This is a genomic window from Paenibacillus sp. FSL W8-0194, from assembly GCF_037969745.1.
Lineage (GTDB): Bacteria > Bacillota > Bacilli > Paenibacillales > Paenibacillaceae > Paenibacillus_AQ > Paenibacillus_AQ cookii.
Window position 1 is genome coordinate 938,052 of the sequence record NZ_CP150205.1, and the last position, 16,968, is coordinate 955,019.

Consider the following 16,968-nt stretch of genomic DNA (forward strand, 5'->3'; position numbering starts at 1 on the left):
AAATACAGAATGGAAAGTTTTAAACAAAACTATTTGCGTAAAATGGAATTAATAAAAAATGCTTTGACGGAAAATATTCAGGCGGCAAAAGCTTGGCAAATGGAATTGAGTGAGTTTGTTGATTTAACAGATGCAATTCAAAGCCTTGAAAAAATAAAAGACAACTTTGAAGTAAGCCGGTTTGAATTGGTGGTTGTCGGGGAATTCAGTACCGGTAAATCTACCTTTATTAATGCATTAATCGGAAAAAAAGTTCTGCCTAGCAAAGCTATGCCGACAACAGCTACCGTCAATTTTATTCGCCATATCCGCGAAAATCCTAATCATAAGGAGGAAGTTATAGTTCATTTTGAAAATGAAACGACACAGACTGTTGAATTTACGAATCTTGAGGAATTTGTTACGGAAATGAGTCAATCTCATTCGGTAGTGGATGATATTAGATATGTGGATGTCTTTGTTGACTCTCACTACCTTGAAGGCGGCGTAGTTATTGTGGATACACCGGGGATGAAGAGCTTACATCGAAAACATGATGAAATAACCCATGCTCAAATCCGCCGTTCGAATGCAAGTATTTTCCTATTTAATATAAATCAAGCAGGTTCCCGAACGGAATATGAATTTTTACAAAAAGTAAAAGAATCAATTAATCGCATTTTTTTTGTGGCCAACCGTTGTGATGAGGTAAATGAAGAAGACCAGTCAATTATGGATGTCATTCAATCTATCGAGGAAAAGCTGCGGAATAATGATTATTACCAAGTAGAAGAACACCAAGCGATTGTCTATCCTGTAAGCTCTCAGCAAGCTTTACTTTCTAGGGATAATACGCTGATGCATGGTAGAAATGGGATGAGTAACCAGGAGCTTTTCGAAAAGTCACGATTCCAAGTTTTTGAGCATCGTCTGTGGGAATACCTCACCAAAGGTGAAAAGGCACAGGAGCAATTAGAGGATCCATTGCACCGCATAGTGCTATTCTTTGAAAGTATTTCTAAGAAACTAGCTGAACGCTTAAATATTTTATCCGGAGAAGTAAATGTTGAGGAATTACAAGAGAAAATTCGCATCATTCAAGAGAGCATCGAGACTAGGAAGCTTAAACTGGCCAATGATAAGGAAGAGATTCATAGCTTTGCGATTGAAATTCGTGATAATCAGAGATCCAAATTCAATGAAGAGGTTGAAACCTTGAAGCAAGATTTGATCCGAACTTGTGCAAACTTTGAAGACTTGGATGAGTATAATGAGTCTTTTGGACAAACTGAAGCTTATATACATTCACGATTCTACGATTATATTCATCAAAATGCCAATCAGCTGAGGTTGAGCGTTATGAATCTAGTCATGAAAAAGCTGAAGGCAGATAAGGATGAATTTGAGGGGATTTTTAATTTTCCTATTGATCAATTTCAAATTGAAACGAGATTAAAACAGAAGAAGCGTAAACCCAATGAGGAGCTTCTGGCTATAAAAGGCGATATACAGGAGATTCAAGATAATCTGATCAACAAAAAAAATGATGCTGTAGAAGCTGAACAACGCCTTGAATCCGTGCAGATCAATCAAGAGATAGAGCGGCAAATAGAGCGTGAAGAGGAAATGTACCGTCAGCAGTACCAAATGATTAATGGTACGATTGCTAATATTTCTGGCATCTATACTGACTATGAAACTCCAGAATGGAGAGGGCTTGGAAAGGTGTTAGGTTGGATTGGTTTTGAGCGTAAGCAACGATCAGTGAATAGAAAAGATGATACCAAGGAGCAAATGATTAAAAAACAAGAGCAACTAGAGGAGCAGTTTCAAGAAAAGCTTCAAAAGTTGGAGTCACGCAAAGACAGCACAGTCACAGGGACTGTAGGTTTGTCACAGCAGAGGCTAGAGAAGATAGAAAGAGACATTGAAGAGCTCAAAAACAACTACCGTAAAGCGCGAGAGAAATTGCTGGAAAAGAAAATTGAAGCCAGTAAACAAGAAATGGTTAGCATTAATAAGGATGTTACTCGTATGATTGAGGATTCCGCAGCCAAGGTTGTTCGTTCTTACCAGCAAATTATGGCGGAGATTAACATAGACTCGATTATTGATCATTTTTTTGACTCGTATCTGGAGGAAAGTGATGAGACGATTCGTCTTCTTCATGAGGAGTTGGCCAGCAGCGAAAGACTAGTTAATGAAAATGAAGAGAAAAAACGTATGATTAAAGAAAAGATGGAGCAGATCGAAGGTCTAGTCCAAACAAAGAAAGCGCAATTTGAAGGGCTTCTTGAGCAATTAAAAGAACGCGAGGAGGTGCTGGTTCCGTGATTGAAAAGATAGAAAGTCAAATTTCCCTAACTGAAGGACAGTTAAATAAGTTGGAACAAATCCGAAATAGTTTGGAGCGTCCAGAGCTTCAAATAGCGTTTCTTGGGGAATTCAGTGTAGGGAAGTCCTCGCTGATTAATACTTTATTAAACTCTCAGAATCTCTTGCCTACGAAAGTAACAGAAAGTACAGCTGTCGTCACGGAAATCTCCTCAGATGACCGAAACCATGCTGTTATTCACTATGTTGATGGGGCGAGCTCAGAAGTTTCCCATGAACAAATTAATAGTTTTATTCATGGAAATAACAAGGTTCAGAACATTGAAAAAATAAGTGTATTTATTGATCGTACAAAGCTTCCTAAACAACTTACTCTGATCGATACTCCGGGAAGTAACGTCATTTTTGATGCTCATCTAAGAATGTCAGAACAAGCGATCGCGGAAGCTGAATATGCTGTGTATGTTACCAACAAGGCAACCCTGTCAAATTCAGATCTGGAATATCTGAATCATATCTTGAAATTTCAGCCTAATCTTATAGTTGTAATGAATCAAATAGATCGTTTACTAAACTCAGATGAGGGCGAAAGCTTAGTGGAAATTGTGACACAAATGGAAATGGATTTATTCAACCGACTGAATATCAATCTGGAAATCTTCCCGGTTTCGGCAAAGACCGGTCAGGGAGTCGAAGAGTTGCGAAGCTACTTGTTTACTGTTTTAGTCCAGCAACATAACGTTTATAAGAAAGAAGCTGCAAACCAACGGCTCTACCGTCTTTTGCTAGACATTCAGTTGAAGCTGGAACAAAAACAATCTCTATTGCGGATTCAAACAGAGAAAGGAAACAAAGGGTTGACCGTTGAGAGGGACAAGCTTATTGCGCGTCAAAATCAAGTTAATGCCTTGATTTCTAAAGAACGTAATGAGTTAAAACAAAGCTGGCATCAGATTTTAACGAAAAAATTAGATAAAATCCATTCTAAAACCGCGTATTGGGATCATTGGGTAAAACAGGAGAAAAAGAATGTCTTCAGCAAAGAGGGGGCACAAAATCTACTCTCACAGTTACAGAACGACATAGAACGGGATAAAAGAACCTTTATTAACGAATCCATGAATGAGCTGCGGATACAATCAAAGTATGAATTTGAATGTATAAAAAGGGAGCTCCGGGAATCCGAACTTGTTGGTTTACCGTTTCATTTAAAGGATCCAGATTTTACAGATATCACGGAACGTCAAGAAGAGGAAATGGCCGTTCTCCTGTCCGGAATAGCGAAAATAAAAGAGGAATATGACACGGTTAGAGATAAGCTGAAGGAACAAAGCAATGATGCTGAGATTGAAGCTCAAATTCGGGCTCTTGAAATGGAATTACAGTCTTTAAACGAAAAGTTGAACATTCCTTATGACCCTGTTTACGTCCATAAGGAAGGGAATAATGCCGGTATGTTTCGGCAAATCGGCAAGGGCATTGGAAAGATTGGGGATATTGCAATGATGCTAATCCCAGCTATGAGTGCAACGTCCGCGGGGAAAAAAATTGCCGAGAAGGGACTTAAGCAGGGGATAAAAGAATTAAGTAAAGGTACTGTCAAGGAAACTGTAAAAGAATTGGCAGAGCATGCAGTGAAAAAGACTGTTGATAGTAAAGCTGGCCAGAGAATGTTAAACAAGAGTCCAGTTATTCAATATTTAAATATGCTAAGCCTTGAAGGTATCATGGAACAAGCCGGGGAGTCAGCAGACAACTTCTTTGGTAATAACGAGCTTATCAAAGTTGAGGACGAGGGCGAGCGTATGCGTTATATGCAAAGGAGAAAGCAATTGGAATTCGAAACGCTGACCCGTTATAAAGAAATTCAAAGATTAAAAGAGCAGAAGCGAGCATCTATGGGAAGCAAAGAGTTTATGCTAGAAATGGAAAGAGAGAAACAAAAGCTGTTAAAAGAACAAGAACAGAAACTCCAAATGTTCGAGCAGGAGCTGAAAAAAGAATCTAGATTAAGAGAGAAAGATCACTGGAAGAAGCAGTTTGAATATGCGGCTGGCCAAATGATTCAAAGAATGACGGAAAGTCTGTCTGCTTGGTTTACTATGCAAAACCATCATATAACGGAATCCGTACAAAAAGGATTGGCGGCACATTACGAGGAAGAAATAGGACAAATAAATGAGAGTATGCTGGCTTTAGAACAAAAAGAAAACGAACAACAATATTCTGTTGAAGTGGAATTAAAGGACATTCAACGTCAACTACAAGTCTGCACGCGATTTCTGTTGGAGGTAGAAAATGAAGGAAGAACTGTTGTGGCTGGATGAAAGGATGAAGGAGGCCTTAACTTTGCCCCTTAATGAGCAGGAAGATTCCGTATTCTACTATATCCAACATATGAAAAACCGCCAGGAAGACCGGCAAATTCCGCCTGCTGATTATTCGTTAGCATATCTGAAACCTGCCATTCCTGAAGCGGCGGCTGGTGTTGAAGTAATCGATGAAGAGTTCTCGCTTGATTTCGATGATTTTAATTTTGACTTTGACCTTCCTACGAACGCTGAACATAAAGAGGAAGTTAATAATCAGAAAGAAAAGCTACCATTAATTTTTTCGAATGAAGACCAGGAGTTTCAATGGACGTCAAGGAATACTTGGGTATTTACCGACACAGATAAATTCACTTCAGAATATGTCTTCGCTGTTTTTCATTCATTTTCTAATGCTCAGCTTTTTCCACCATCATTTTCTTTTAAGAACTGGATGAAGAATTTTCGAGGCAGATTATACTTTGTTTATCACACCGTCCCAAGATTATATGTACTTCAGGACGGAATCCCTGTTCGAATAAACGAAGATAATTTCTCCGTGGCTTTTGACGCATGCAGTGAAGGAATTGTTGTCATGGGACTACCAGAACCAGTTCTCCAAATGGGGGATTGGTGTTTTCGGTCCTTTACAGTCTCTGCAAAAGAGGCAGGACAGGAAATCATTCTAGTGAAGTACCCGATGGAAAGAAACACTTATAAGTATATTTCTGAGTGTCAAACTGCAAAGCTGCTCTTAGTATTTTCAGAAAAGGAAATGATGTCCCTAGCACGTCAGCGTCTGGAACATTTGTCTAATGTAAGTGGAGTTTTATTTTCTATAGACTTTCATGTTCGAGACCTGATAGGGGGTATGAAACAAATCCAATACCGAAGTTTCCGTAGACAGATTCCTCAAAGCGTGACGATAACAGGGGCCCCATTTTGGCGCTCTATGGTCAATTCCTGGATGAATAAGCAGTTGGGGGATCTGGATCTCGATGATATCTTCACAATAGCTGCTGTAGATGTTTGTAATGAGTGGTGGTTGAGTTCCTTCCCGAAGGATGAAGACATTATTCCTGCCTTGTTTCGTTGCGCCAAAGCTTACCACCAGCAAATTGATGCAATCAAGACTGAGCTTTTTAAGATAGATGCAGAATCCTTGTATCAGGTCAAAAATAACACCTATAAACGAGTTGAGGAATATTTTAATGAAATCGTATTTGCCTTATTAGGTGGGAGAAGAGGTGAAATTCTTGGAAAAGCTAATTCTGCTAGAGCAAAATAATGAAAGATTACATGCTCTTCTGAATGAACACTTTTATCAATTAGAGCAGCTTTACGAAGGGATTAGCAACAAGTACCAACAATTTTACCAAGCGATAGCTCACGCTTCTATTGAAGACAGGGCGATGTTATTAATGGAGCTTTCCCGCCAAACCATTGATTTATATGATCAAACCGAGGATAGCATTCAGGCGTATATGCAGCAATTAAGGTCAGAACCGGCCTCGGGTTTTGCCTTAATGCTATTGGCCAAAATGGAACAGGATCCTTTAATGGTGTTTTCTAAATTACATATGTCATAGGAGAGGAATAAAAATAATGAAAATATATGCACCCATTGCGGTGCTCATAACCTTTATTGCCGCAAGTTTTTGCTTTGCACCAGTGAATTATGCGTTGCTGGGAGGAGGAGGCATTGTCTCCATTCTCGTGTTTTTTGCTTTGAGACATAATGAAATTGAAGATCGAAGCAAAGCCAATGAAATGAATCAACTGCTGGATGCCGTTAAACTTCAAGCTGCACATCATCAGGAAGTTGCGCAAAATCTTATTCATCTCACGAAGGTGGTGACAGATTTATCCGCAGGACTTGATAATGATCTTAAGAAGATTATCATGGGACAAGAGAGTTTGAAGAATGAATTGATTGCGGTTCAAAAAGCCGAGATCGGCCAAATAATTGAAACAACCAGGCAAAACCTTGAACAGCATCAAAAAGCTAATGCAGAGATTTCAAACACAATTAGAGAGCAAGCCCTCACACTTCATGAGTTAGTTGATCAGTTGATGGCAATCACTTCCCAAATGTCTGAATCAAAAGATGTAGTTCGAGAGCAAATACTCCGAATGCAAGAAGCATATGTTAATGAATTGAGACAAAGGGTAAGAGCATAGGCTAATTTGGCATAGAAGTGATTTGTTAAACATAGAAGCGCTTTAGGACTGCAAATTAGAATTATACGAAGTGCATGTGTATTATGATTATGGGACCGCATCGTTTGCTAGAAACACAGGATCGCGATGATAACGCTTCGGAAGCTACGCTCCGAGCAGCTTATCATCGCGATTTTGTTTTGGCCAATTAGATTAATAAGGAGTGTTGGTAAATGTCGTGTGAGTACTGTCATAAAGAAACTGATGAAAAATATATGATTGATTCCAAAGGAAATCAATTCTGTTCGGAACATTGTTTGGAGGAATACGTGGAGGAGGGCGAATATTCATTTGATCTTCATCCGTATGAAGAGACGTATTTATTGATCCGGAGCTCGTATATCCATTTGCTTGAAAGCTGGGAAAGATCGCTTCAACAGGTAACTGACGATTTGGAGGACGCTGTAGATGAGTTACTGGAGGAGATCGACGGTCTCATCGAGGATCATGCGGATTTCATTTTCTCTGAAGGTGATGACGGTCCATATGCTTGGGAAATCTATCAATACACGATAAAGCTGCGAGAATTACAGAAGCGAATATTCGCATGGCGACCGCAGCGAACGACGTATTATTGGATTAGCGGCAGCGACCATTATGGGAATTTAGATGCTAAGGAAGAGCAGAAATATGAAAAAATCTGTGCAGACTTATACCTTAATGGATATGAGGAATTCCTGACGTTCCTAATTGATCAACATCAACATCCGTATCATTGGGGAGTGAATTATATATTCGAAAGACGGGATATGGCTGAGGAGGCACTGAAGATATTACTGCCGTTCTGCAGCAAGCATGGTGTTGAAGTATCTCTTAGGGAAGCACATAAATGCGAAGCCCATTGCGGCGACATATTAGAGTCCGATGCAGATACGTATGTGAATGGCTGGTTCTACTGTTATTCTTGTAAAGAATCGGATGAGCATGGGGTATTTACGCTCCAGGAGTTGAAAATGGAGCTGGAGTATTATGATAACCATGAAGAAGAACGGCAAGTGGTAATTTATGAACGAGAGGACTGGTGTGCTCCTTTTAAGAGGAAAATAAAAAGAACATGCAGGGCACTTAATTATGAAACTCCATTATGGGCTGATTGATTCCTAATAGTTATATGAGATCGGCAAAGTACGTTGAGATTATAATCTAACTTCTTTATTTTCTCCTATATAAAAGGTAAGAGGTGCCATATCTCGGCACCTCGATAAAACTAATTTTGCGAATACAAGTCCAACATCTCTTTAATCGTACCTTGTATCTCTAACCGAAAGTGTGCAGGTTCTAGCACCTCAATCCGTGTGCCCTGACTCAATAACCACATCTTGACTCCCTGCTCGTATACGTCAGCTTCAAAAACGATTCCCTCTCGATCACGACCGATCTCTCTCATATTGGGCAGCCGATCATAGATGGCTTCCGGTGATTTTCCTCTAAAGCGAAATTTTATTCTTTGAAGCTTTCCCGTATGCATAAATTGTACCCGTTCTCGAAAGATGCCCTCTTGAAATCGCTGGGCATCTTTAATGTAAAAATGCTCTTGGTTGATCGAGTATTTCTCGATTCGATCCAGACGGTAGGGAATAGGCGAATCGTAATCTTTATCAGGCAAATATGCCATCAGATAAAAATAATACTCAGCAAACATGATGCCCACGGGGTTGATTATGCGCTCTACCGGGCGAGTATCACTCTCCCTTAGGTAACTCATGGTAACGACTTGCCTGTTTTGCACCGCTTGTTGAAGATCCCATAGCTTTGTAAAAATACTTCGTCCATGTCTAGGCTGTTTATAGTGGTGAAGCTCGTTTCGAATAAATTTATCGATCGGACTTTGGAAATCCGGGTGGCATAGAAGGATCAGTTTCTTTAATACTGCATCAACATCATTTTTAGGGAATGCGCGGCTTTCCAATAGGATCTTCGATACGGCGATGATTTCCTCTTTAGACAGTTGTTTCTGGTGCGCATCAGTCAATTCGAAGCCTTTTTTGCTGCGAGAATATTTTAATTTCCGTACTCCATCAAAATAGATTCGAAGGTCTCTAATATCACGTTGAATCGCTTTTTCACTGACTTGAAATTTCGTTGCCATCTCGGATTTTCGAATCAATTGTCCTTCAAGCAATTTATCAAATATATACAATATTCTTTGTTTATTTCCCGCTTCTGATCTACTGATTTTCCTCACCTCTCAAATCTTCAATCTGATTCTAATTTTAGCAAATGGACATATTATGTCCACATAAAATGGTATAATTAGGTGGATAGGTATGAAAAACGTTTGAAATCTATATCAAAAGTGAGGAGCGATCATATGAGTAACACGAACAAACAAATGGCTTATGAAGCACTAGTCAATCAACGGAAGAACTGCACGATGTGCGACCCTGCACAGTGTGAACTTATAAATCCGAGCCAAGCGCAGAACGGGCGATTCGATACGAATGAAATCGGACACTGGACAGAGTGGCAAGGCAGTCTGGATGCCAAAATGATGGTTGTCGGCCAGGATTGGGGAGATATCAATACATTGGTAAAACAAGAAGGCGTTAGTAATGTGGATAATAGCTCGACCAATCGCGCATTGATTCAATTGTTAAATATTGCGGGCGTGGACATTGACGAAAGTACCGCTAAAAACAAACATGCTGATTTATTTTTTACAAATGCCATCTTGTGTATGAAAACAGAAGGCGGACTGGCTGGTAAAGTGAGAGGATCGTGGTTTCGAAATTGCGTGTCCTCATTTCTTAAACCTCTCATTGAGGAGATCGTTCAACCCAAAGTTGTTGTCACATTGGGAGAAAAGGCGACCAAGTCATTATTACGTGAGTATGGCTATAAAGGTATAAACTTCAAGGAAGTGGTTGAAAGGGAATCACCGATTATCGTTGGCAGGAATACAGCAGTATTTCCGGTCTTCCATTGCGGTAGTTTAGGCCGGAGAAACAGGCCTTTTGAACAACAAAAGTCCGACTGGTTGCGAATCAAGGCATATTTAGAACGAGCAGATGATGTCTAATTTAATCTCTGTCACAGATTAATAATATGGTAAGCAAATTGAAAGCCGTATTTGGAAGCGACCGAGTTGAAGACTATCACAAGTACCATGCATACATATTTGCCCTACAAGATTAATGGTTTACAAAATAAAGTAAATTGAGTATCCCGAGACTTAACATCAAATTTCGTTGAACGGTATCCGATCAGACCTTCACACGTCACTCGTGTGAAGGTTTTTTAGTTAGAACATACATTCGCTGACAAACAGCTGTTCATCCTGCACTTTAAAATAAGCTTATCAACGATACGAGGCTAACTTTCGAAGTACAAGAAATATGATTTTCAGTTTGAAGTGGAGAGATAGCAGGCATGGAACACATTTATATTGCAATTACAGGCACCTCGCATTATTTCGGCACTAGTTTCTTGAAACCGGGGCAGACCGTACTCCTTGTGAAAGATCCTGACAATCTGCATGACGCGGAAGCCATCAAGGCGGTACTGCCGCCAGTCGGGAAGATCGGGTATGTCGCCAACAGCACGCATACGGTGCCAAAAGGTTGCCGAAGTGCGGGACGCATTTATGATTCGTTTGATTGGCATATCAGCGGGGTGATCCGGTTTATAGTAAAAGATTTGGTGATTGTCGAACTCGCAGAAGGCGACCCGGAATCTGAATTGTTTCATCAGTCCGAGAGGCGTTCGTTTCCTTTTATTAAGGGAGAGGGGTTTTTATAAAATACTTTGTTGCGGAATTAGGAAGGGGACAACGGGAAATTTGGCGAATGTAGGTATATAGAATTACTAGGGAGGAGGATTTTTCATGGATCTTGTAGATCGATTGTACCAGAAAATAAAGGAAGATCCGTTATCTCCTAAAGTGCTGGTCACCTCATCTTACGCTCAAGGGCACCAACTGCTCGAACAAGTTTCCGGACGATACGGTTCCATTTTTAATGTTGAAGTCCAGACGTTACAAGGGCTGGTGCGTGACAATACCAAATTGATCCTTGCCCGTAGAAGACTTCGTTTCATTGATGAGGAACAGTTGTTTTGGGTTGTCCATCAGATCATGATGCAAGTGGCCGAAGCGGAACCGCAATGTTACATAGACAAAAAATCAATGCTAAATCCAGGAATAGTCAATAAAATCCATCAGACGCTTGTTGAATTAAGGATGGCAGGCGTGCGTTCCGAGGAAGTCCGAGCGGAATGTTTCACGAATAAGCAAAAAGGAGCGTATCTGCAGCAATTGCTTGCCCGCTATGAGGCTTATTTAAGGGAGAACGCCTTGACGGATGCTGCCGGTTTAGAAGAATTTTGTGTTCCCTCTGGGGAAGAAACGCTTTTTATTCTGTTGCAGCCTGCAGACTGGTCAAAAATCGAATGGCGCCTAATAGAGAAAATAGCCGGGAAACGCCTGTGCGTCATTGATTTTGATGCGCCGTTTTATGACAATGAGCAATTTTCAAATAACAGCTTTACCATGTTTCGCGCTACAGGAAGTCTGGCGGAGGTTCGCGAAGGTTTGCGCAGAATGCTGGCTGACCCAGAACCACTGGATCATACGGAGATCATTTTGTCTGACTACGAACGTTATGTTCCTGTAATTTTTTCGCAAGTTGAGGCTTTGGGAGTGGAATGTACTTTTTCAAACGGGCTCCCGATGACTTTTTGCACAATGGGCAGAGCCCTTCTGGCTATTCTCGACTGGATCGAGGCAGGTTATCCCGTAACGAAGCTTACTGAGATGTTGCGCCATGGTTGCCTGAGAATCCCTGACATGCAAGCCGCCGCAGGCGATTGGATTCGTTTGCTGGAGCGAAGCGGTATCGGATGGGGCAGGAAGAGATATACTGCCATTCTCCGTTCGGAGAATGGGGACGAAGAACAAGAGCTAAAAAAGAAATTGTATGATCATATCCAAAGCTGGTTTGATCGGCTTCCGGAGGGAGACGGGTGGACTCCAAACATGTTGCTTGCTTGGCTGTTGGATTTTGCCCAAAAGTATGTACCTGTACATTCCGTCGATGACTGTACCGTAAAAAGCGCGCTGCAGGATTGGAATCAACGAATATCGGCCATTTCTACAGAACCGATGTCACCGGAATGGGCTGTTCGATACATGAAGGAGATTTTGAATTATATTCGGATTCGTGTGGATGCAACACCAAAACCTGGGGCGATTCACGTAGCCTCCATACATAACGGTTGCTTCAGCGGCAGATGTCGAACATGGATCGTCGGTATGGATGAGCATGCCTGGAGCATTCCGGCAATGCAGGATCCTCTCTTGCTGGACGAAGAACGGACAGCGGTGTCCAACGATTTGCAGTTGGTGAAGGAAAAGACGAAGAAGATTCGAAGCGGCCGCGATACACGTCTTTCACTTGTACGGGGGGAAGTATGGCTTAGTTACGCCTCGTATGATCCGGCAGAGAAGGATAACAGCAACCCTGCATTCGAAATGCTTCAAATGCTGCGGTTGCAGTCGGGGGATGATACTCAGGATTTCAATGCGCTCGCGACCTTTTTAGGACCGCCTTGCAGCTTCATGGATCTGATGCATCAGGGGGAGAGAGGCCCTAACGATGAGCTCGAAGCATGGGCGAAATATTTGAGGAACCTAAAAGGAGCGGGCATAGATGGGGGACATGCGTTAGCTGAGGCTTATCCAAACTTGGCGCAAGGGCACAGGGCGAGTTTGCATCGTCACGGCGAGGAACTGTCGAATTATGATGGGTGGCTGAATATAGACGTTTCGACTACATCAGGCACAGAAGAAGTTCCGGGTCAGCGAGTAATCAGCGTAAGTCAATTGGAGAAATATGCGGCCTGCGGTCTGCAATACTATTTTTATTCGATTCTGAAGCTGCGCCCGAAGGAAATTCCGACATTTGACCGAAGCCGGTGGCTGCAGGCTGACGAGCGGGGAATGCTGCTGCATGATGTATTCAGAAAATATCTGGAAGAAGTTACGGAGTCAGGTACGAAACCGCCCCAACATGACAGAAGCAAGCTGCAAATGATCATAGACCAAGCGATAGAAAATGCCGCACAGTCAATTCCTGCTCCAAGTCAGCATGTGTTTAAAAAAGAATGCGAGGAAATACGGCGCGATGCAGACATTTTTTATCGGAACGAAGCAAGAAAAACGGATCAGCCTTGCTTTTTTGAGCTGGAACTGGCTGGATCAGACGGTGAACCAATGGAACTGGCGTTGCCGGGAGGCATTCGGATCAAACTGAAAGGCTTTGTTGACCGGGTGGACCGGATCGGCCCTAATCAATACCGAATTATTGACTACAAAACGGGCAGCCCGAAAAAATACGCCTCTTCGGGATATTTCAGCGGTGGAACACAGTTGCAGCACGCGCTGTACGCTATCGCGGTCGAGCAGTGGCTGCGAGAAACGGGCCGGGATACCGAAGCGAGGGTAACGGAAGCCGAATATGCCTTTCCGACGGAGCGAGGACGAGGGGAACATGTGAGGCGGATACAAAACCGAAGAGAAGAATTGGCCGGCATTTTGTCGCGGCTAGTGGAATCAATGAACCGGGGCCTTTTTATTCCTGCCAAGGATACCAGAACATGTACATGGTGCGATTACAAGGCCGTTTGCGGGTCGCATGCCGAGTGGTCAGCGTCTAAGCGGGGAGCAGTCGCTAATGCAGATACATTGGGGACACTGCTGGAGGTGGAAGGAATTGATTGAACCGAAAATGGTGATTATACCGTCCGATCAAACGGACCGGGACCGGATTCTTCAGGATCTGGACACGACATTGCTTGTGGAGGCAGGAGCCGGATCAGGAAAAACGACCAGCTTGGTGGGCAGGCTTCTAGCTTTAATTGAGTCCGGCGTTCAAGCCGAACAAATCGCAGCGATTACGTTTACGAACAAGGCTGCAAACGAACTTAAAGAGCGGTTTAGACTTGCTCTCGAAAAAGCGTTTCGAGCAGCTGAACAAGGCTCACAAACCCGCAAGCGTTTTTCGGATGCGATGGGCAATCTGGATCTCATGTTTATCGGAACCATTCATTCGTTCTGCAGTTTGCTGCTGCGTGAACGTCCGATTGAAGCGGGGCTGGATCCTTTTTTTCGGGAGATGACCGAGGAAGAGGACAAGTTATTTCGTGAAGCCTGCTGGGATGATTATCTTGCGGAACTGGGTGAAATGGAGCTAAAGCTTTTCCGTGAGCTCATTTCTTTAGGTGTTGACGTCAATTCGCTCCGAACAGTGTATGACCGAGTGTCTATGTTTTCTGACGTAGCAGTACATTGCCGGGAACAGAAACGTCCGAACTTCGATCGTATTCGAGATACGCTGTTTCCGCTTCTTGATGCGGCGGCGCCTTTCATTCCAACGACTGAACCTGAACAAGGATGGGATACAGTTCAGAGACTTGTAACGCAAACGCGTCAAAAGATGCAGATGATGGATTTAACGGATGATACGCGTATTCTCGAAATCGCGAAGGACTTCGATTGCAAGCTTGCTGTCACGCTAAAACGGTGGACATCCAAAGAACAAGCCAGCGAGATGAAAAAAAGATTTTCAGACTGGCAATGCACGGTGTTATTTCCGTTTTTACAGGAGTGGCGCGAATATTTGTATCCGAAACTGATTGCGTTCGTTCAGCCCGCTATAACTTATTGTCAAGAACGACGCTTGGCCTCAGGACGGTTAAATTTTCAAGACTTGCTTATCCAGGCAGCCAAGCTGCTGCGCTGTCATGGCGAAGTCCGGAATTATTTTGCCCAAAAATACACAAGGCTTCTCGTTGATGAATTCCAGGATACGGATCCGGTACAAGCTGAACTTATTTTTCTGCTGACGGGAGAAGAGACAGCGGGAATGGAAGAGACGGACTGGAGGCAGCTGACGCCGCGGCCGGGCTCTTTGTTCCTGGTCGGGGATCCGAAACAGTCAATCTATCGTTTTCGAAGGGCAGACATCTCCATTTATAACGAGGTAAAGTCTCGGATCCGGGAAAGCGGTGCGGTTCTGCAGTTAACGTCGAATTTCCGCTCCGTTCCATCGATCGGGGATTATATCAACAATCATTTTATAAACAAATTCCCTCCTGCTGAAACGGAATACCAAGCTGCATTTGCAAGGATGGAGACACATGGGCACAAGCCGATTCAAGAAGCAGCTCACGGTGTGTATGCATTGAACTATCCCAAAATTGCCGGAGGCAAATCAGCTGCCGCTCTCGCTGATGCCAAACAGATTGCGAAGTATATTTCCTGGGCTTTCCATGAGGGGAACTTGCGGATTGCCGAAAGGGATGGTGCATATCGAAATGCGGTTCCGGGCGATTTCATGATCCTAACAAAAACGAAAGATTTCATTCACGTTTATGCGGAACAATTGGACCTGTGCGGTATTCCTGCGGATACTTCGGGCAGCACAGCCATTTACGAAGAAATGTTGATGCTCTGGCAGCTTGCTCGCTGCCTGGAGGACGGATCCGATCAGCCCGCATTGTTGGCGGTGTTGCGAGGCATGTTGTTTGGCTTAAGCGATCGGCAGCTCTGGGCATACAAGCGGGAAGGGTATCGGATATCGTTATTTGAAACGCGGCCGCGAGAAAACTTAAGTGCGGAAGCACAGCCGGTTGCAACCGTGCTGGCCAAACTCAGCGTATATTCGGAGTGGGTCCGAACCCTAAGCGCTGCGGCAGCGTTTTGCCGTATCGTTGAAGATTTGGGGATTGTGCCATATGTGTCAACATTGCCGGCAGGTTCCGTAAGAGCGGGAACCTTGGTCAAAGTGATGCAGCTTCTGCACAACGATTCACGGACAAGTTCCAGTTGGACGGAATTGTGCCGAGTGATGGAGGCAGCCTGCCGCGGGACTGAAACATCGAGCCTGTATGCCGGCGGCGAACAAGCCGTTCGCGTGATGAATTTGCATAAAGCCAAAGGCTTGGAGGCACCCGTTGTTTTTCTAGCGTGTCCATGTGGAGAATTCGATCATGATGCAACGCAATACATTGACCGCTCCTCCAATCCGGCGACGGGACACTTTACGATCTTCAAAAAGGAGAGCGCTTATCAATCTAAAGTGATTGCGCAGCCTCCCGGTTGGGACAAAATGAGCGAGCGGGAGCGGGAATTTGCCAGTGCGGAGAAAGACAGGCTGCTTTATGTGGCTGCAACGCGGCCCAAACAAATGCTTGTCATCAGTTTGTATCCGGAACAACCGGACAAGTGTCCTTGGACCCCGCTTGTAGAAGGCCTGCATGAGCTTCGGGAACTCCAGGTCCCTGATTTTGTCCGCGCGGCAAAGACGGAGTTAACCGATGGACCGGATCTTTCAAGCGTTCGGGATGCCCGGCGACATCGGCTGCAACTAATCGGCCGGCCTACCTATTCGTTACTATCCGTAACCGGTCAGACCAAAACCCTTAACGAACGTCCGGAATGGTCCTCCGAAGGGAGAGGTATGGCGTTCGGCAGCGTCGTTCATCGATCTATTGAGTTGATGGGTAAGGGATTGATCGAATCGGATCTGGAAGCGGCAGTTCATGTGCTTGCAGGTGAAGAGGGACTAGCCACGGAGTATATACCTGATGCCGTTCGTATTGTAAAAACCATTCTCTCAAGCGAACTTTGGAAGCGGAGTTTGCGTGCGCGCCGCAGGTTGTTTGAGTTGCCGCTGTTACTTAGAAAAAGCGCTGATGAGCTGAAGTCTTTCAATAGATTTGCGGCAGATGACATGCTTCCCGAAGCAGCCGCTGCTTCAACGGGAGAAGATACTGCCGTTCAACAGGCATTTCTTCGGGGGGTTATCGACTTTTTGTTCGAAGAGGATGACGGTTGGGTGATTGTTGATTTCAAAACAGATCATGTTGAAGAGGCATCACTCCAATCTTTTGTCGACTTTTATCGTCCTCAAGTCCTCGCATACGCATCCGAATGGGAGAATACGTTTGGCTTCACAGTAAAAGAAGCCGGGCTGTATTTTGTCGGGATTGGGCGGTATGTGGTGTTGTAGGTATACTAGGGCGGACTTCGAACTTTTGGAGTTCGCTCTTTTTAAATATCTTTAAAAGATTTCATTATTTTTAGTTCCTTGGAAGGATATGGGGGCTTTTTGTCGAAGTGTGTATATAC

The 16,968-nt window shown here is 43.5% G+C and carries 11 protein-coding genes; 10 read left to right on the forward strand and 1 reads right to left on the reverse strand.

The annotated features are described in order from the left end of the window. Positions 1-9 precede the first annotated feature (9 nt). The 6 genes from MKY58_RS04010 to MKY58_RS04035 all read left to right on the forward strand — a co-directional run bounded on the left by MKY58_RS04010 (position 10) and on the right by MKY58_RS04035 (position 7,939). Positions 10-2,313, forward strand: a complete 2,304-nt coding sequence (locus MKY58_RS04010) for a dynamin family protein (protein ID WP_339323563.1) — start codon at positions 10-12, stop codon at positions 2,311-2,313. Then, positions 2,310-4,640, forward strand: a complete 2,331-nt coding sequence (locus tag MKY58_RS04015) for a dynamin family protein (protein ID WP_339323564.1) — start codon at positions 2,310-2,312, stop codon at positions 4,638-4,640. The genes MKY58_RS04010 and MKY58_RS04015 overlap by 4 nt, the downstream gene beginning before the upstream one ends. Continuing rightward, complete coding sequence (locus tag MKY58_RS04020; protein WP_339323565.1) at positions 4,612-5,910, forward strand: hypothetical protein; 1,299 nt, start codon at positions 4,612-4,614, stop codon at positions 5,908-5,910. Before MKY58_RS04015 ends, MKY58_RS04020 begins: the two co-directional genes overlap by 29 nt. Beyond that, a complete protein-coding gene (locus MKY58_RS04025; protein ID WP_339323566.1) occupies positions 5,879-6,211 on the forward strand; it encodes a hypothetical protein in 333 nt (110 codons plus the stop codon). The genes MKY58_RS04020 and MKY58_RS04025 overlap by 32 nt, the downstream gene beginning before the upstream one ends. A 16-nt stretch (positions 6,212-6,227) precedes the next feature. Next, positions 6,228-6,803, forward strand: coding sequence for a hypothetical protein (locus MKY58_RS04030; protein ID WP_339323567.1), 576 nt, complete (start codon positions 6,228-6,230; stop codon positions 6,801-6,803). Between the two features lie 212 nt (positions 6,804-7,015). Next, on the forward strand, positions 7,016-7,939 hold the full coding sequence (locus tag MKY58_RS04035; protein WP_339323568.1) for a hypothetical protein: 924 nt from the start codon (positions 7,016-7,018) through the stop codon (positions 7,937-7,939). 110 nt (positions 7,940-8,049) lie between these two features. On the opposite strand, the gene MKY58_RS04040 is transcribed toward MKY58_RS04035, so the two are convergent. Next, positions 8,050-9,027 (reverse strand): WYL domain-containing protein, encoded by a 978-nt coding sequence (locus MKY58_RS04040; RefSeq protein ID WP_339323569.1) that lies wholly within the window; start codon positions 9,025-9,027, stop codon positions 8,050-8,052. 126 nt (positions 9,028-9,153) lie between these two features. On the opposite strand from MKY58_RS04040, the gene MKY58_RS04045 reads away from it, so the two are divergent. The 4 genes from MKY58_RS04045 to MKY58_RS04060 all read left to right on the forward strand — a co-directional run bounded on the left by MKY58_RS04045 (position 9,154) and on the right by MKY58_RS04060 (position 16,849). After that, positions 9,154-9,861: a uracil-DNA glycosylase family protein gene (locus MKY58_RS04045; protein ID WP_339323570.1), complete on the forward strand. Its 708-nt coding sequence runs from the start codon at positions 9,154-9,156 to the stop codon at positions 9,859-9,861. 350 nt (positions 9,862-10,211) lie between these two features. Further along, entirely contained in the window at positions 10,212-10,580 is a 369-nt protein-coding gene (locus MKY58_RS04050) for an HIRAN domain-containing protein (protein WP_339323571.1), read from the forward strand. A gap of 85 nt (positions 10,581-10,665) precedes the next feature. Further along, positions 10,666-13,557, forward strand: a complete 2,892-nt coding sequence (locus MKY58_RS04055; protein ID WP_339323572.1) for a PD-(D/E)XK nuclease family protein — start codon at positions 10,666-10,668, stop codon at positions 13,555-13,557. Next, positions 13,550-16,849 carry a UvrD-helicase domain-containing protein gene (locus MKY58_RS04060; RefSeq protein WP_339323573.1) on the forward strand — a complete coding sequence of 1,100 codons (3,300 nt, stop codon included), beginning with the start codon at positions 13,550-13,552 and terminating at the stop codon, positions 16,847-16,849. Before MKY58_RS04055 ends, MKY58_RS04060 begins: the two co-directional genes overlap by 8 nt. The last annotated feature ends 119 nt before the right edge of the window (positions 16,850-16,968 follow it).

What these genes read in the sequence shown, in the direction of transcription:
- MKY58_RS04045 (WP_339323570.1), top strand. Translation starts at nt 9,154, where the DNA reads ATGAGTAACACGAACAAACAAATGGCTTATGAAGCACTAGTCAATCAA.
- MKY58_RS04030 (WP_339323567.1), top strand. Translation starts at nt 6,228, where the DNA reads ATGAAAATATATGCACCCATTGCGGTGCTCATAACCTTTATTGCCGCA.
- MKY58_RS04020 (WP_339323565.1), top strand. Translation starts at nt 4,612, where the DNA reads ATGAAGGAAGAACTGTTGTGGCTGGATGAAAGGATGAAGGAGGCCTTA.
- MKY58_RS04035 (WP_339323568.1), top strand. Translation starts at nt 7,016, where the DNA reads ATGTCGTGTGAGTACTGTCATAAAGAAACTGATGAAAAATATATGATT.
- MKY58_RS04055 (WP_339323572.1), top strand. Translation starts at nt 10,666, where the DNA reads ATGGATCTTGTAGATCGATTGTACCAGAAAATAAAGGAAGATCCGTTA.
- MKY58_RS04050 (WP_339323571.1), top strand. Translation starts at nt 10,212, where the DNA reads ATGGAACACATTTATATTGCAATTACAGGCACCTCGCATTATTTCGGC.
- MKY58_RS04010 (WP_339323563.1), top strand. Translation starts at nt 10, where the DNA reads ATGGAAAGTTTTAAACAAAACTATTTGCGTAAAATGGAATTAATAAAA.